Consider the following 14,982-nt stretch of genomic DNA (forward strand, 5'->3'; position numbering starts at 1 on the left):
TCCGGTGGGGAGAAGAAGTGGGGGTGGGGGAGGGAGGTGGAGGGTGGAGCGAGAGGTGCGGCGAGAGGCGGAGCGCGGTGCCGGAGCGGGGGCGGGCGGTGGCCACCGTTGGACGTACAAGTTGGTCCAGACCAATTGGAGTTGTCAAGAGGTCCATACCAAATCCGCGACTGGACCCGCAGTTGTCCGGCGCGATGCGCAACCTGCCCTGTTTTGCCGTGACTTGTGCAACAGCAGTTCCCTCTCAGCTACACAAACGCTGTTCTCCGCTCACAGAGCCGTGGATACAGTGCTCAGGTAGTCACGCAGTGAAGTCACCTCGGTGTACCGGAGTCACACCGGTGCGCCGACAGGCGTGAGGGACGGGGAGCTGCGCGTGCCAACAGCCATCGCCGTGACCGGTGCCGACATGGCGCTGCCGGCGCAGGACGAGCGGACGCTGCCCGCCGCCGTGCTGCGCGACCTCGACCGACAACCGCTCGACCAGGCCCTGGCGGCCGTGCAGGCGCTGATCGAGCAGCACGGGCACGTGATCGTCCTGAGCTCGGCGGCCGCCCCGGCCGCGATGGCGGAGCGGCTGCACACCATCCGCTCCCTCCTGGAGAGCGACCGGATCGCCCTCTTCGACCCGGAGCTGCCGCCGCTCGGGATCGCCGTCCTGGCCCGCCAGTTGCGGCAGCTGGCGTCCTGCGACCTCAGCCCCGGTGTGCTCGCCTCGGCGGGCCGGCTCCTCACCCACTACCTGCACACCGGCGCGCTGCTCGGCTCCGTCGCCAAACTCGACCGCGTTCCCGTCGACCTGAAGGCGCACGCCAGGTCCTGGATGCCGGGCAGTCAGTTCGCCGTGCTCGCCCACCCCGCCCCGCAGCTGGCGCGGATCGGTCCCGGAGTGACCCTGGCGGGACCCGAGTTCGCCACCTCGATGCTGGTCGCCAAGGGGCAGCTGCCGTCCGACTGGGTCACCGGCACCCTCGCCCCGTCCTGGAACGTCCAGGGACTGCGGGAGGTGCCGCTGCCGGCCGAGTCCGCCGAGTGGTGGGGGACCGGGAAGCTGGTCGAGTTCTGCGCCTACCTGCCCGACCTCTCGGTGCTCTACCAGTTGGTGACCTCGGTGCGGCAGACCGCCTGCCACTGGTGTGGCATCGACGTCATCGGCGACCGCTGTGTGTTCTGCTCCGCCACCCCGCCCGTCCACGACCTTCCGGTCCCGGCCGGCTGACGCGCCTCCTCGACCGCCTTCCCGGACCGCCCTGCTCCCGCCGACTCCAGTAGCCCGCTCGACCGATTCCCCCAATGAGGTTGCACGGTTCATGAACTCCCGTCAGCGCCGCGGCGTGCTTCTCCTGCTCCTGTCGGTCGTCTGCGCCCTGGGCGCGTTCGCCGGCGTCCTGTCCGTCATCAGCGACGTGAAGTCCAAGGTCGGCCCCGAGGTCACGGCGTACGAGCTCAGGACGAACGTGGCGCCCTACACCACCCTCAGCGCCGGCCAGTTCAAGAAGGTCAGGATGCCCGAGCGCTGGCTGTCGGAGAACGCCGTCACCGATCTCGCCGCCATCCGGGGCAAGATCGCCGTCACCACGCTGCGGGAGGGCTCCCTGCTCCAGAGCGACATGATCGTGGACCAGCCCGCGCTCCAGCCGTGGCAGCAGGAGGTCGCCATCATGATCGACGCGGCGACCGGTGTGGCCGGCAAGATCACGCCTGGCTCCTCGGTCAACGTGTACGCCACCTTCAAGGGCGAGCGGGAGGGTGATCCCGCCCAGTCCAAGATCATCGTGACGAACGCGAAGGTGCTCGACGTCGGCGAGCTGACCGCCCTGGAGCCGAACGCCGACAACCGTACCCAAGAGCCCACCGACGCCGTCCCGATCACCTTCGCGCTGTCCACCATCGACGCCCAGCGCATCACCTACGCCGAGTCCTTCGCGCAGCGGGTACGGCTCGCCCTCGTCGCGCCGGGCAGCAGCACCACGGTCCCCGACAAGGACCGGACCTACGAACTCGCGACCGACAAGTAGGAGGCCCCATGCCCACGAGGATCCTCCCGGCCGTCGGCGACGCGGACGCGGTCCGGTCCCTCACCACCCTGCTCAGCCAGCTCCCGGACGCCGAGCCGGTCGCCCCGGTCGTCGACTCCACCCAGCTCGTCGACACCCTCGCCCGGCTCGCCGCCGAGTCGGTCGACGAACTGCCCGAGGTCGTGGTCGTCCACGAACGCATCGGCCCGGTCCCCGCCCTCGAACTCATCCGCGAGGTCGCCCTGCGCTTCCCCGCGGTCGGCGTCATCCTCGTCACCACCGACGCCGGCCCCGGCCTGTTCGCCGCCGCCATGGACTCCGGCGCCCGCGGCCTGGTCGCCCTGCCGCTGAGCTACGAGGAACTCGCCGGCCGCGTCCAGGCGGTGGCCCAGTGGTCGGTCGGCGTTCGCCGTCACCTGGGCCACGGCGCCGACGTACTGCCGGGCGTCGGCGGCAGGGTCGTCACGGTCAGCGGGGCGAAGGGAGGCGTGGGCACCACCCTCACGGCCGTCCAACTCGCCCTCGCCGCCCAGGCGTCCGGCCGCAGCACCGTCCTGGTCGACCTGGACCTCCAGAGCGGCGACGTCGCCTCCTACCTCGATGTGCAGTTCCGCCGCTCGGTCGTCGACCTCGCCACCATCAGCGACATCTCCCCGCGCGTCCTGGCCGACGCCGTCTTCCGCCACGACACCGGAGTCGCCCTCCTGCTCGCCCCCGGCGAGGGCGAACGCGGCGAGGAGGTCACCGACCGGGCCGCCCGCCAACTGGTCAGCGCGCTGCGCTCGCGCTACGAGGTCGTCGTCATCGACTGCGGCGCGCAGCTCGGCGGTCCCGGCGCGGCCGCCATCGAGATGGCGGACACCGCGCTGCTGGTCACCACCCCGGACGTGGTCGCCGTCCGGGGCGCCAAGCGCACGGTCCGCATGTGGGACCGCCTCCAGATCCGCAAGGCCGAGGAGACGACGGTCGTCGTCAACCGCCACACCCGCGGTACGGAGATCCAGCCCCCGCTGATCCAGCGGATCACCGGCACGGGGATCGCCGCCACCACGATCCCCGCCAACTTCAAGGAACTCCAGGCCGCCGTCGACGCGGGCCGTATCCACGCCCTGGACAACCGGGGCACCGTGAAGCAGGCCCTGTGGACCCTCGCCGCCGAACTCGGCCTGGTCAAGCCCGCGGACAGCGGTCACCGCGGCGGCCGGGGGCGGGGCGGCGAACGGGGCGCGGTGAGCCTGCGGCGGCGGAAGGGCGGCGGGGGATGAACGGGATCCGCGGAGCCCTCCGCTCGGGCGGGACAGCCCTCCGGCCGGACCGGGGAGCCTCCCACCCGGATCGGGGAGCCTCCCGCCTGGATCGGGGAGCGTCCCGCCTGGATCGGGGAGCGTCCCGCCTGGATCGGGGAGCGTCCCGCTCGGATCGGGGAGCGTCTCGCCTGGATCGGGGAGCCTACCGCCAGGATCGGGGAGCGTCTCGCCTGGATCGGGGAGCGTCCCGCTTGGATCGGGGAGCGTCTCGCCTGGATCGGGGAGCCTACCGCCAGGACCGGGGAGCGCTCCGCTCGGACCGGGGCCAAGTCACCGTCGAGTTCCTCGGCATGACCCCGCTCATCATCGTCACGCTGGTGCTGCTGTGGCAGTTCGTCCTCGTGGGATACACCTTCACGCTCGCCGGGAATGCTGCGGACGAGGCGGCGCGCGCGGGCACGGCGGCGCGCCCGGGGGAGCGCCAGGCGGCCTGCCAACAGGCAGGCCTGGACAAGCTGTCGGACGCGTGGAAGGGGGGTGCCCAGGTGAGCTGCACCACCGGAGGCGGCTATGTGAGGTCCTCGGTCTCGCTCAAGGTGCCCGTCCTCTTCCCCGGCGCGGTCGCCTTCCCGTTCACCGTCCACGGCGACGCGGGCGCGGTGGAGGAGGCGAAGCGCTGAGATGTCGTACGACGTCAGGTCACGCGACCGCGGCCAGGTGGCCATCGAGTACCTCGGGTTCATCCCGATCCTGCTCCTGGTCGCCCTGGCCGGTGTCCAGCTCGGTCTGATCGCCTACACCGCCCAGCAGGCCGGCACCGCGGCCCGCGCCGGGGCGCGCAGCGCCTCGCTCGACGAGGGCTCCCAGGGGGCCTGCCAGAACGCGGTCAGCGACTGGCTGGCCGACGGCACGTCCTGTGCCGACGCGGACCTGGGCGACTCCGTGCGGGTCACCGCGGCCATCGACATCCCCTCCGTCGTCCCCGGCTGGGACTTCGGACGGGCGAGCAGAACAGCCACGATGCCCAAGGACCACTGACCCGGCTACCGCACAGGGACCGTACGAGCTAGGAGCACAGGACCATGAGCCTGCGGGCACGTATCAACTCCCCCGAGGAGACCGGCAGCCGGGGCGAGGACGGCCACCTGGTCGCCTCGTACCGGGCCAAACTTCTGGAGGAGATCGACCTCGCGGAGATGGGCTCGCTGGCCGCGGCCGAACGCAGGGCGCGCCTGGAGCGGGTGCTCGGGCACATCATCAGCCGCGAGGGCCCGGTCCTGTCCACGGCCGAGCGTTCCCAGCTGATCCGCCGGGTCGTCGACGAGGCGCTCGGCCTCGGCATCCTGGAACCGCTCCTCGAGGACGCGTCGATCACGGAGATCATGGTCAACGGCCCGGACGCGATCTTCGTGGAACGCGGCGGCCGCGTCGAGCAGTTGCCCCTGCGTTTCGCCTCCGCCGAGCAGCTGATGCAGACCATCGAACGCATCGTCTCCACGGTCAACCGCCGGGTCGACGAGTCCAACCCGATGGTCGACGCCCGCCTCCCGTCCGGCGAGCGCGTCAACGTCATCATCCCCCCGCTGTCCCTGACCGGGCCGACCCTCACCATCCGCCGCTTCCCGCGCTCCTACACGCTCCAGGAACTGGTCTCCTTCGGCTCCCTCGACGAACACATGCTGTTCCTGCTCGCCGCCCTGGTGCAGGCCAAGTTCAACATCATCGTCTCCGGCGCGACCGGCACCGGGAAGACCACCCTGCTCAACGCCCTGTCCGGCCTGATCCCCAGCGGCGAGCGCATCATCACCATCGAGGACTCGGCGGAGCTCCAGCTCCAGCAGGCGCATGTGATCCGCCTGGAGTCACGGCCCCCGAACGTCGAGGGCACGGGCCAGGTCACCATCCGCGACCTGGTCCGCAACTCGCTGCGTATGCGTCCCGACCGGATCGTGGTCGGAGAGGTCCGCGGCGGCGAATCCCTCGACATGCTCCAGGCGATGTCGACCGGCCACGACGGCTCGCTCGCCACCGTCCACGCCAACAGCGCCGAGGACGCCCTCACCCGCCTCCAGACCCTGGCGTCCATGTCGGACGTCGAGGTCCCCTTCGTCGCGCTGCACGACCAGATCAACAGCGCCGTCGACGTCCTCATCCAGCTCACCCGGTTCGCCGACGGCGCCCGCCGCGTCACCGAGGTCGCCCTCCTCGACAGCCATGGCGGCGAGCCCTACCGGCTGACCACCGTGGCCCGCTTCGACGCCCGGCCGATGGCCGCCGACGGCCGTGTCCACGGCGCCTTCCGGTACTACCCGATCCCACGCCGTACCGCCGACCGCCTCTACATGGCGAGCCAGCCCCTCCCCCAGGCCTTCGGCGTCGCCCACACGACGGACCAGCTGGCCATCCGCGAAGCCAGGTAGAGCGTAGAGACAGGACGGACCAGCCCCCATGGATCTCCAGACGCGCATCACCCTCACCACCGGCGTCACCCTGCTGACCTGCGCCCTCGCCGTCATCGGCCTGCACGTCTACGCCACAGGGCGGGCCCAGCGGGCCGCACTCGTCGAGCGGCTCTCGCACACCGGCCAGGTCCCCGTCATCGGCCGCCGACGCCGCTTCCGCAACCTCGACCGCCGGCTGCGCCGCACGAGGACGGGCCGGAAGCTGGAACTCAAGCTGGCCGCGACGGGCCTGGACGTGACCCCGGGGGAGTTCTTCGCCTACATGGCGGCGACGGTGGCCGGCCTCTTCCTGGTCGGGCAGGCCTCCCTGGCCCCCTTCTTCGGCCCGATCGCCGGCCTCGTCGGCATCTGGGCGGCCCTGCAGTTCCTGAACTGGCAACGCCAGAAACGCATCGAGAAGTTCATCAACCAACTCCCTGAACTCGCCCGCATCCTGGCCAACGCCACCCAGGCCGGCCTCGCCCTGCGCACCGCGATCGGCATGGCGGCCGAAGAGCTGGAAGCCCCGGCCGGCGAGGAACTGGGCAAGGTGGCGGACCAGTTGGCGATCGGACAGTCCATCGACGACGCGCTGGGCGAGCTCGCGGACCGGCTGCCGTCCCGCGAACTGGTCGTCCTGGTCACCACCCTCGTCCTGTCCAACCGGGCGGGCGGCCAGGTGGTGGGCGCGCTGCGCAACCTCACCGAGACGCTGGAGGAACGCAAGGAGACCCGCCGTGAGATCCGCACCCAGCTCTCCCAGGTCAACATGACGTCGTACGCCGTACCCGTCCTCGGCATCGGCTCCTTGTTCCTGATGAACGGGGTCAAGGACGGCGCCCTGGACCGTATGACCGGCTCGACCGCCGGCCAGGCCTGCGTGATCATCGCCTTCGGGCTGTACGCGGTCGGGTTCGTCCTCATCCGCCGTATGTCCCGGATCGACGTCTGAGCGCGGGAGAGGAGAGGATCTCGTGTCCGGACCACAGGTAGGACTCGCACTGGCCCTGCTCATGGGCCTGAGCGTGTGGGGTGCCTTCGCGGGCATCCGCATGTACCGGGCGGACGCCAAGCTGCCCACCGACCTCGCGCTGGCCCTGGAGGTCGGCGCCACCCGCACCGGCGCGGTCGACTCGCTCGTCGACCGGCTCGGCATGCGGTACGCCCCCGCCGTACTGCGCCTGATGGGCCCCAGGCTGGTCGCACGGTACCGCCGCAGGATCGACCTGGCGGGCAACCCGGGCGGCCTCACGATCGACCGCTACGCGGCCCGCCGCGCGGTCTACGGCGGACTCGGCGGCCTGGGAGCCCTGGTCTTCGCGCTGCGCGGCCAGTACCTCATGGCCCTGCTCCTGCTGGCCTTCGGCGCGTTCTGGACCGAGGTCGGCATCTGGGCGGCCATCCGCATCCGCCGGGACGTCATCGAACGCACGCTGCCGGACTTCCTGGACGTGCTCGCGGTCGTGGTCGGCGCCGGCCTCGGCTTCCGCCAGGCCCTGGACCGCGTGGCGACCCGCTACGAGGGCCCGTGGGCGGACGAGATCCGCATCACCCTGCGCCAGATGGACCTCGGCATGAGCCGCCGCCAGGCCTTCACGGAACTGCGCCGCCGCAACGACTCCGAACAGGTCGCCATGTTCGTGACGGCCCTCCAGCAGGGCGAGGAACTGGGCGCCCCCATCGTCGACACGCTGGTGGCCATCGCCAAGGACATGCGCCGTACGGACGCGCAGAACGCCCGCCGCAAGGCCGCCCGCGCGGTCCCCAGGGCCACGCTGGTGATCACCACGTTCATGGTCCCGGCCACCATGCTCCTGCTCGGCGCGGGCCTGCTGCTGGGCTCGGGCACGGACTTCGGCTCCATCACGGGGAAGTAGGCGGGGCGGATGACGGCGACGATGACGGAGACGCCGAGGCGACGGGGCGTACGGCTGCGGCGCGGCCCGGGGCGGGCGGCGACGACGGTAGGGGGAGCGGCGACGGCAGGGGGGACGGCCACGGCAGGGGGGACGGCCACGGCGGGTGGGACGGAGACGGCAGGGGGGACGGAGACGGCAGGGGGAGAGGTGGCAGCGGCCGGGAGGAAGGCCGCCGCGCCCCCGACGATCCCCATCCAGGTCAACGCCCTCCAGGCGATGTGCCGCCAGGTCTTCGGCTTCCGCCTGGCGATGATCGCCCTGGCCACCCCCGCCGCCCTGCTCAACGCCCAACCCGGCCTGGGGGCCCGCCTGGTGGGAGCGGCCGTGGTCGTCACCTTCATGACGAGCTACGTCCTCTTCCGCGACTGGGAACGCTTCGGCCCGCTCCTCCTGCGCCACCCCACCCTCCTGGCCGTGGACACCCTCTTCGGCTCGCTGCTCCTGATCTCCGCGGGCCCGGACACGACCCTCGCCTACGTCAGCGTCTGCACCCCCCTCCTCGCCGGCATCGTCTACAGCTGGCGCGGCGCGGCCTGCTTCGCCTCCCTCCAGTCGGGGATACTCCTGCTGGTCTACGCGGCGACGAAGGACCTGCGCGCCGACCTCGCCGAGTCCCTGCTCCTGCCCGGCCTCTGCGTCATCACCGGCGCCCTCGGCTCCACCCTGCGCGGCCTGCTGCTGCGCTTCGGCGCCGCCACCCACGCCCTGACCGCCGTGCAGTCCCGGCTGGCCGTGACGGAGGCGGTGGCCGCCGAACGGGCCCGCCTGGCCCGCGAGATGCACGACTCGGTGGCGAAGACCCTGCACGGAGTGGCCCTGGCCGCGGAGGCCCTGGCCGCCACCGCCCGCACGGACGGGATGGACCCGGCCCTGGTCCGGCAGCAGGCGGAACTGGTGGCCCGCTCGGCCCGCCGTGCCGCGTCCGAGTCCCGCGAACTCCTCACCGACCTGCGCGCCCGGACCGCCCCCGACGCCACCGACGTCCTGGGCGAACTGGCCACCCGCACCAACGACTTCAGCAGCCGTACCGGCCTCCCGGCCACCTACCACCCCACGGGCGAGCCGGCCAAGGACCCGCCCGCACTCCCGCCCGCCGTGGCCCGCCAGCTTCTGACCATCGCCGCCGAGGCCATGGAGAACGCCCACCGGCACGCGGCCCCGACCCACGTCGACGTCCACGCGGGCGTCCACGGCGACCTGCTGCGCATCAGCGTCTACGACGACGGCCGCGGTCTGCCCCCCGACACGACCCTCGAACGGCTGCGCAGGGAAGGCCATTTCGGTCTGCTCGGCATGGTCGAACGGGCCGCGGCGGTCGGCGCCCGCATCCACATCGGCCGCGGCGGTCATCCCCGGGGCACCGAGGTCAGCCTGGAACTGGAACTGGCGGCGGCCCCGGCCCGAGAGGAGGCCCCGAGATGACGGACCGACCACCCCGCACCCCCGTGAAGCCCCTGCGGGTCGTCGTGGCGGACGACAACCCCGTGGTTCGCGCGGGCCTCACGGCCCTGCTCTCCGGTCGCGAGGACATCACGGTCGTCGCGCAGGCCGCCGACGGCCACGAAGCCTGCGAGGCGGCCGACCGCCACCGCCCCGACGTGGTCCTCCTGGACGTCCGTATGCCCGGCGTGGACGGCCTCTCGGCCCTCCCGTACCTGGTCCGGATCGCCCCGGTGCTGATGCTGACGTACACCAGGGAGTCGGGGACGGTCCGGGAGGCCCTGCTCAGAGGCGCGGGCGGCTATCTGGTCCACGGCGAGTTCACCGTGGACCAACTCGTCTCGGCAGTACGGGACATCAGGGACGGAAGGGCCCATTTCACGGCGACCGCGGCGGACGCCCTGCTGGCTCAGCTGCGGGAGGTGGGTGCGACTGCACATGCCGACGAGGCATCCCGACCTTTGTCGCGTACAACTTCTCCACAAAACCTTTCGCACATGCAATCAGATGTGGGACAGTCGTCATCGACGTCGGCACTGTCGTCGCCGGCCCAACTCAGCACGAGGGAGGGGGAGATCATGGACCTCATCGCGTCGGGCATGAGCAACCAGCAGATCGCCGCCACGTGCTTCATCAGCGAGAAGACCGTCAAGAACCACATCAACCGGATCTTCGCCAAGCTGCACAGCACGAGCCGGGCGGAGGCCACCGCCAAGTGGCTCGGAGCGACCCGATGACCGGGCGGGGGAGCAGCCGGCTGGGCCCGGATTGGGCCCGGAATTGGGTCCCGGGACCCTTCTCGGAGTCAGGTGTTCCGGCGTACGTTCCCTGCGACGCGACACCTGGAGGGGCACACCATGAGCGACCTCATGCTGAAGACGGCCGTCGCGGCCAAGATCCGCGTGAACGGCTGGAAGAACACGACGGCGGAGGCGATGCGACGCCGGAGCGGCGACGCGGGTCAGACCGCGGTCGAGTATCTGGGCATCATCGCGGTGGTGGTGGCGATCGTGCTGGCTATTACGGGTACGAACATCGGCCAGACGATCCTCAACAAGATTCAGGCGAAGATCAACGAAATCACCTGAGGCCGCTGCGTAAGTTCAGTGATACAGGGCAGGCCTTCCCCATCTACATCACGGTGGTGGCGGGCCTGCTCTTTCTTGCGCTCGCTTATCTGGCGGTAGGCCAAGCGGCGGCGAACAGAAGCGGTGCCCAGACCGCTGCCGATGCGGCAGCCCTCGCTGCGGCTCAGGACACCAGAGATCAGCTTGCGGGGCAATGGCTCACAGATGTACTCGATCCTACGAGGTGGCAGGACATCTTCGACGGCAAGACGAGCGTCGATCCTTCGTGCTGGCGGGCTTACCAATTGGCCGCGCAGAACGAGGCCCACGTGACTGGTTGCGGTAGCGATGGCCCTCTCGATTACAAGGTCGACGTTCAGACGGACAAGCCTGTTGGGGACTCTGTCGTCCCGGGCACGGAAGGCACCTTCTCGGAGGCATCTGCTACTGCGGTGATCGAGCCGCTCTGTGCGTTCGACCTCCTAGGCGAGGATGCGGGGGAGAACGAACTGCCACAGCTCATCTGCAAAGACCGGGACTGGCATCTGGACCCGGACGACAGCACGACACTGCCTGAAGCCCAGGACCTGTTCGACGTCCACCTGGCCGACTGACAGCGAACAACGAGTGGATAAGGAAGCAGAGCGATGAGCGTTCGGTTCACTGCGAGGGCATGCAGGTGTGTGGTCGCGCTGACCGTTGCAGGGGGACTGGCTATGGGAATGGTCGGCTGCAGCGGCAGTGGCAACGATGACAAGAAGCCTGAGTCTTCTAGTTCCGGTTCCAAGAGCGGTGGATCTGAGCCGAGTGCTCAGGAGGGACAGTCGGAGGCACCTATGGCTGAGCTCAAAGGGGTGGACGGTCTACTGCTGCAAGTCACCTCTGCCGAAAGGGACTCGGGCGGTTTCATCACGGTTAGCGGAAATCTGAAGAATGATGGTGCTAAAGCGGTGGTCATCCCAGCACAGACCAGTGGTGACGAGACTGAGATCGTGAAGCATGGACCGTCGCTCGGCGGAGCCACCCTGGTCGACGCCAAGAGTAAGAAGCGCTACTACACACTGCGCGACACCGAAGGTCGACCTCTCACGACGACCGGCCTTGGGACCCTCGAGGCAGGTCAGTCTCTACCCGTCTTCATGCAGTTCCCCGCACCGCCAACAAGTACGACGGAAGTCACCTTCCAACTGCCGACCTTCCCCAGCGGCACGATCCAGATCTCCGGCTGAGGCCCACCATGACCCGCCTCGCCCTCGCCGTTTCCGCTCTGATCGCCGCGAACATCTACGCGGCCGGCACCGCCCAGGCCGATGACAGCCCCAGCGTCCCCCCGGGCACCGAGGCCTCCGCCTCCGCCCCCGTCGAGGTCGACCCGAACGATCCCGATCTCAAGCTGCCCGAGGGCGCCACCCTCGCCTCCCCCAAAGTCCTCGACATCAAGTCGGTCGTGGAGGACCAGTCCGGAGACGAGCGCCGGGAGGACACCAACTCGTCCGTGAAGTTCGCCCTCCAGGCGGAGGTGCTGTTCGGCAAGGACAGCGCGAAGCTGAGCCCCGACGCGAAGGCGAGGATCGCCGCGATCGCCGAGGAGATCAAGAAGCAGAACGCGACGAACGTCCGCGTCTTCGGTTTCACCGACAACCTCGGCAGCTCGGCCCACGGTGACGTCCTGTCGAAGCAGCGCGCCAACGCCGTGCAGGTCGTCCTCTCCCAGGACCTGAACGACGCGAGCATCACGTTCGAGGTGCGCGGCTACGGCGAGCAGTATCCGATCTCGTCGAACGCGACGGAGGAGGGCCGGAAGAAGAACCGACGGGTGGAGGTCTCGTTCCCGCGCTCGGAGAGCTGACGCGCGGCCTGGTCACTCCGTGCGGACGGTGACCAGCGAGCCGGCCCGCAGCCCCCACTCGGCCATCGCCCCGGCCTCCGCTTCCAGGACGTGCCTGGAGCGCGGCCGAGGCAGCCCCAGCCGCCCCGGCCGCATCGTCCGGACGGCGATGACGCGCAGGCGGCGGTCGACGTAGGCCACGTCGATGGGGATGCGCATGCCGAAGGTGTGCACGCTGCCCGCGGGGGAGAGCAGCAGGGCCCCGTCGACGGAGTCCCGGCCCAGCAGGCCCTTCGTACGGGCCCGGTACGACGTGGCGATCTCCAGAGCCACGGTCACCGCGTCTCCCTCGCCCCCGCCGTCGGCCTCCCCCTCCGGCCCCCGCCGCACCACCAGTTCGCCCCGCCCGTCCCGCCAGCGTCGCCCCATGCCGGTCACCTCCCCCGTTCCGGCCCGGCGGTAACCGTCCACGGCGCGTGCCGGTAAAGGAGTTGTGGGGCGGGCCGGAGCCCGATAGGAAGTCCGCATGACCGGACTCGGCGCGGTGTTCCGTCCCCAACTCCCTCCCGAGCGGCTGCGTGCGGTGGCCCGCCTCGCGGACGAGACGGGTCTCGAAGAGCTCTGGCTGTGGGAGGACTGCTTCCGCGAGGGCGGGATCTCGACGGCGGCGGCCGCGCTCGCGTGGACCGAGCGCGTGCGGGTCGGGGTCGGTCTGCTGCCCGTGCCGTTGCGCAACGTCGCCGTCACCGCGATGGAGGCGGCCTCGCTGCACCGGATGTTCCCGGGCCGCGCCGTCCTCGCCGTCGGACACGGCGTCCAGGACTGGATGGGGCAGGTCGGGGCCCGCGCGCAGTCCCCGCTGACCTTGCTGCGCGAGCATCTCCAGGCGCTGCGGGCCCTGCTGCGCGGGGAGCGCCTGACGACCGACGGTCGGTACGTGACGCTCGACGACGTGGGCCTCGACTGGCCGCCGCAGGGCGCCCCCGTCGAGGTGCTGGCCGGCGCCACCGGGCCGCGCACCCTGCGGCTGTCCGGCGAGGCCGCCGACGGCACCGTCCTGACCGCCTCCACCGCGCCCGACGGCGTCCGCCGGGCCCGTCGGCTGATCGACGAGGGCCGCGAGGCGGCCGGCCGCGCCGACCCGCATCAGGTCGTCGTCTACCTCCTCACCGCGACCGGCCCCGACGCCGCCGCCCGGCTGCGGGCCGAGCTGGCGTACGAGGGCGTCGCCGACGTTCCCGGCCTCGGTGTCGCAGGGGACGCGACCGCCGTCGCCGAGGCGGTCCGGCGGCTGGCCGACGCGGGCGCCGACACGGTGATCCTCCAGCCGACGGGGGACGAGCCCGACCCCGAGGGCTTCGTACGGTTCACGGCCCAGGAGGTTCGGCCGCTGCTCGGCTGACCGGCGGCCGTACTCACTCCGGCCGGCGATCCCCCGCGGCCCCGTCGATCAGCTCCCGTACGACGTCCATGTGACCCGCGTGTCTCGCCGTCTCCTCGACCATGTGGACGAGGACCCAGCGCAGCGACACCTCGTCCCCGCGCCAGGCCGGCCGGGCGGCCCGGGGCGTCCAGGGACAGCTCGGCGATGGTGCGGTCGGCTGCGGCGCGGGCACGGGCGTAGAAGGAGACGATCTGATCGGTCGTCTCGCCCCGGTCGGCGCGCATGTCCTCGCCCTCGTAGGGGTCGAACCACAGCGGCTCGGTCTCGCGGCCGAAGGTCTCCGCGAACCAGCCGTACTCCACCGATCCGAGATGCTTCACCAGCCCGAGCAGACTGGTCCCCGACGGTGTCATCGGCCGCCGCAGCTGCTCGTCGTCCAGCCCCTCCAGCTTCCGCACCACCGCGTCCCGGTGCCGGTCCAGGCTCTCGTGCAGGGTCTCCTTCTCCCCACCCCGGTACGGCATGCCGGGGACGGCGGGCACGGCGGCGGGGGAAGCATCGTTGGCGTCAGGTTGCGTCATGCCGCCGGAAATTGGTAGCGCGCACTGACACCGCCCTGCCACGATCACCGAATGCGTGACACCGAGGACACCGAGGACACGAAGGGCCCCAGGGGCGCCGAGGACGCTTTCGAGGACCTCCTCGCGGAGGGCGCCGCCGTGCCCACCGACGGCTGGGACTTCTCCTGGTTCGAGGGCCGGGCCACCGAGGAGCGGCCGTCCTGGGGCTACGCGGTGTCGCTGGCGGGGCGCCTGGCGACGGCCACCGCCGCGCTCGACGTGCAGACCGGGGGAGGGGAGGTACTCGACTTCGCTCTCGGCCGTGCCGCGAGGACGCCTGCGCTGACCGCCGCCACCGAGGGGTGGCCGCCCAACACGGCCAAGGCGACCGCCCTGCTCCGCCCGCGCGGCGTCGCGGTCGTCGCCGCCCCGGAGGACGCACCGCTGCCCTTCGCGGACGGCACCTTCGACCTGGTCGTCAGCCGCCACCCCGTACGGCCCCGGTGGGCGGAGATCGCCCGGGTCCTCGCACCCGGCGGCACGTACTTCGCCCAGCACGTGGGGCCCGGCAGCGTCCACGAACTGGTCGACCACTTCCTGGGCCCGCTGCCGGACCCGGCACGGGGCCCTCGCCACCCCGACCGCGAGCGCGCCGAGGCCGAGGCGGCCGGGCTGGAGATCGTCGAGCTGCGGGCGGAGCGGCTGCGCGTGGAGTTCCACGACATCGCCGCCGTCGTCCACTTCCTGCGCAAGGTGATCTGGATGGTTCCCGGCTTCACGGTGGCGGCGTACGAGCCCCGGCTGCGCGCCCTGCACGAACGTATCGAGGCCGAGGGCCCGTTCGTCGCCCACAGCACGCGCCATCTCGTCGACGCCCGCCGGCCCCTGGCCGTCGACACGCCATAGGGGTGCTTCGGGCGCCTATTTCACCGGTTTGGGGGCCGCCCTCCGGAAAGTGGCCAGGAACGGTCGTCGGCCGCGGCCTGCCCGCCTCGCCGTGGTCGCTCGGGCGGGCCACCGCTTCCCACCGGTGCGGGGCGAATCGGGTGATCCGCTCGCGCCCGGACAGATCACCGCC

Annotated in this window: 17 protein-coding genes and 1 pseudogene; 16 read left to right on the top strand and 2 right to left on the bottom strand. The window is 71.2% G+C overall.

The window, feature by feature from the left end; translation table 11 throughout:
• The first annotated feature begins 409 nt into the window (after positions 1–409).
• The 14 genes from ACFV0T_RS12105 to ACFV0T_RS12170 all read left to right on the top strand — a co-directional run bounded on the left by ACFV0T_RS12105 (position 410) and on the right by ACFV0T_RS12170 (position 11,981).
• Positions 410–1,219, top strand: coding sequence for a hypothetical protein (locus ACFV0T_RS12105; protein WP_385777390.1), 810 nt, complete (start codon positions 410–412; stop codon positions 1,217–1,219).
• 91 nt (positions 1,220–1,310) lie between these two features.
• Positions 1,311–2,018, top strand: coding sequence for a Flp pilus assembly protein CpaB (cpaB, locus tag ACFV0T_RS12110; protein ID WP_385777244.1), 708 nt, complete (start codon positions 1,311–1,313; stop codon positions 2,016–2,018).
• An 8-nt stretch (positions 2,019–2,026) separates the two neighbouring features.
• Positions 2,027–3,283, top strand: a complete 1,257-nt coding sequence (locus ACFV0T_RS12115) for a CpaE family protein (RefSeq protein WP_385777247.1) — start codon at positions 2,027–2,029, stop codon at positions 3,281–3,283.
• Between the two features lie 332 nt (positions 3,284–3,615).
• Complete coding sequence (locus tag ACFV0T_RS12120; RefSeq protein ID WP_385777249.1) at positions 3,616–3,945, top strand: pilus assembly protein; 330 nt, start codon at positions 3,616–3,618, stop codon at positions 3,943–3,945.
• Position 3,946: 1 nt separating this feature from the next.
• Complete coding sequence (locus tag ACFV0T_RS12125) at positions 3,947–4,303, top strand: TadE/TadG family type IV pilus assembly protein (RefSeq protein WP_385777251.1); 357 nt, start codon at positions 3,947–3,949, stop codon at positions 4,301–4,303.
• Positions 4,304–4,347: 44 nt separating this feature from the next.
• On the top strand, positions 4,348–5,685 hold the full coding sequence (locus ACFV0T_RS12130; protein ID WP_385777253.1) for a CpaF family protein: 1,338 nt from the start codon (positions 4,348–4,350) through the stop codon (positions 5,683–5,685).
• A gap of 28 nt (positions 5,686–5,713) precedes the next feature.
• Positions 5,714–6,658 carry a type II secretion system F family protein gene (locus ACFV0T_RS12135; protein ID WP_385777255.1) on the top strand — a complete coding sequence of 315 codons (945 nt, stop codon included), beginning with the start codon at positions 5,714–5,716 and terminating at the stop codon, positions 6,656–6,658.
• Between the two features lie 22 nt (positions 6,659–6,680).
• Entirely contained in the window at positions 6,681–7,583 is a 903-nt protein-coding gene (locus ACFV0T_RS12140) for a DUF5936 domain-containing protein (protein ID WP_385777257.1), read from the top strand.
• Between the two features lie 258 nt (positions 7,584–7,841).
• The gene (locus tag ACFV0T_RS12145; RefSeq protein ID WP_385777392.1) at positions 7,842–9,047 is read left to right on the top strand and encodes a sensor histidine kinase; all 1,206 of its coding nucleotides are present in this window, start codon (positions 7,842–7,844) and stop codon (positions 9,045–9,047) included.
• On the top strand, positions 9,044–9,802 hold the full coding sequence (locus ACFV0T_RS12150; RefSeq protein WP_385777259.1) for a response regulator: 759 nt from the start codon (positions 9,044–9,046) through the stop codon (positions 9,800–9,802). The genes ACFV0T_RS12145 and ACFV0T_RS12150 overlap by 4 nt, the downstream gene beginning before the upstream one ends.
• A gap of 120 nt (positions 9,803–9,922) precedes the next feature.
• Positions 9,923–10,153, top strand: coding sequence for a hypothetical protein (locus tag ACFV0T_RS12155; RefSeq protein WP_385777261.1), 231 nt, complete (start codon positions 9,923–9,925; stop codon positions 10,151–10,153).
• Positions 10,150–10,746, top strand: a complete 597-nt coding sequence (locus tag ACFV0T_RS12160; RefSeq protein WP_385777395.1) for a pilus assembly protein TadG-related protein — start codon at positions 10,150–10,152, stop codon at positions 10,744–10,746. Before ACFV0T_RS12155 ends, ACFV0T_RS12160 begins: the two co-directional genes overlap by 4 nt.
• A gap of 33 nt (positions 10,747–10,779) precedes the next feature.
• The gene (locus ACFV0T_RS12165; RefSeq protein ID WP_385777263.1) at positions 10,780–11,361 is read left to right on the top strand and encodes a hypothetical protein; all 582 of its coding nucleotides are present in this window, start codon (positions 10,780–10,782) and stop codon (positions 11,359–11,361) included.
• A gap of 8 nt (positions 11,362–11,369) precedes the next feature.
• On the top strand, positions 11,370–11,981 hold the full coding sequence (locus ACFV0T_RS12170) for an OmpA family protein (RefSeq protein ID WP_385777265.1): 612 nt from the start codon (positions 11,370–11,372) through the stop codon (positions 11,979–11,981).
• 12 nt (positions 11,982–11,993) lie between these two features.
• On the opposite strand, the gene ACFV0T_RS12175 is transcribed toward ACFV0T_RS12170, so the two are convergent.
• Complete coding sequence (locus ACFV0T_RS12175) at positions 11,994–12,389, bottom strand: DUF192 domain-containing protein (RefSeq protein ID WP_385777267.1); 396 nt, start codon at positions 12,387–12,389, stop codon at positions 11,994–11,996.
• A gap of 97 nt (positions 12,390–12,486) precedes the next feature.
• Here ACFV0T_RS12175 and ACFV0T_RS12180 point away from each other — a divergent pair, with 97 nt between their 5' ends.
• The gene (locus ACFV0T_RS12180; RefSeq protein WP_385777269.1) at positions 12,487–13,362 is read left to right on the top strand and encodes an LLM class flavin-dependent oxidoreductase; all 876 of its coding nucleotides are present in this window, start codon (positions 12,487–12,489) and stop codon (positions 13,360–13,362) included.
• A gap of 13 nt (positions 13,363–13,375) precedes the next feature.
• On the opposite strand, the pseudogene ACFV0T_RS12185 reads toward ACFV0T_RS12180, so the two are convergent.
• Positions 13,376–13,868: pseudogene (locus ACFV0T_RS12185) on the bottom strand (DinB family protein).
• Positions 13,869–13,976: 108 nt separating this feature from the next.
• On the opposite strand from ACFV0T_RS12185, the gene ACFV0T_RS12190 reads away from it, so the two are divergent.
• Positions 13,977–14,810 carry a methyltransferase domain-containing protein gene (locus tag ACFV0T_RS12190; protein WP_385777271.1) on the top strand — a complete coding sequence of 278 codons (834 nt, stop codon included), beginning with the start codon at positions 13,977–13,979 and terminating at the stop codon, positions 14,808–14,810.
• The last annotated feature ends 172 nt before the right edge of the window (positions 14,811–14,982 follow it).

Source organism: Streptomyces sp. NPDC059582, assembly GCF_042735715.1.
Lineage (GTDB): Bacteria > Actinomycetota > Actinomycetes > Streptomycetales > Streptomycetaceae > Streptomyces.

Bases quoted from the DNA above. Each gene is read 5' to 3' on its own strand.
- ACFV0T_RS12105 (WP_385777390.1), top strand. From the start codon at position 410: ATGGCGCTGCCGGCGCAGGACGAGCGGACGCTGCCCGCCGCCGTGCTG.
- cpaB (WP_385777244.1), top strand. From the start codon at position 1,311: ATGAACTCCCGTCAGCGCCGCGGCGTGCTTCTCCTGCTCCTGTCGGTC.
- ACFV0T_RS12115 (WP_385777247.1), top strand. From the start codon at position 2,027: ATGCCCACGAGGATCCTCCCGGCCGTCGGCGACGCGGACGCGGTCCGG.
- ACFV0T_RS12120 (WP_385777249.1), top strand. From the start codon at position 3,616: ATGACCCCGCTCATCATCGTCACGCTGGTGCTGCTGTGGCAGTTCGTC.
- ACFV0T_RS12125 (WP_385777251.1), top strand. From the start codon at position 3,947: ATGTCGTACGACGTCAGGTCACGCGACCGCGGCCAGGTGGCCATCGAG.
- ACFV0T_RS12130 (WP_385777253.1), top strand. From the start codon at position 4,348: ATGAGCCTGCGGGCACGTATCAACTCCCCCGAGGAGACCGGCAGCCGG.
- ACFV0T_RS12135 (WP_385777255.1), top strand. From the start codon at position 5,714: ATGGATCTCCAGACGCGCATCACCCTCACCACCGGCGTCACCCTGCTG.
- ACFV0T_RS12145 (WP_385777392.1), top strand. From the start codon at position 7,842: ATGTGCCGCCAGGTCTTCGGCTTCCGCCTGGCGATGATCGCCCTGGCC.
- ACFV0T_RS12150 (WP_385777259.1), top strand. From the start codon at position 9,044: ATGACGGACCGACCACCCCGCACCCCCGTGAAGCCCCTGCGGGTCGTC.
- ACFV0T_RS12155 (WP_385777261.1), top strand. From the start codon at position 9,923: ATGAGCGACCTCATGCTGAAGACGGCCGTCGCGGCCAAGATCCGCGTG.
- ACFV0T_RS12165 (WP_385777263.1), top strand. From the start codon at position 10,780: ATGAGCGTTCGGTTCACTGCGAGGGCATGCAGGTGTGTGGTCGCGCTG.
- ACFV0T_RS12170 (WP_385777265.1), top strand. From the start codon at position 11,370: ATGACCCGCCTCGCCCTCGCCGTTTCCGCTCTGATCGCCGCGAACATC.
- ACFV0T_RS12175 (WP_385777267.1), bottom strand. From the start codon at position 12,389: ATGGGGCGACGCTGGCGGGACGGGCGGGGCGAACTGGTGGTGCGGCGG.
- ACFV0T_RS12180 (WP_385777269.1), top strand. From the start codon at position 12,487: ATGACCGGACTCGGCGCGGTGTTCCGTCCCCAACTCCCTCCCGAGCGG.
- ACFV0T_RS12190 (WP_385777271.1), top strand. From the start codon at position 13,977: ATGCGTGACACCGAGGACACCGAGGACACGAAGGGCCCCAGGGGCGCC.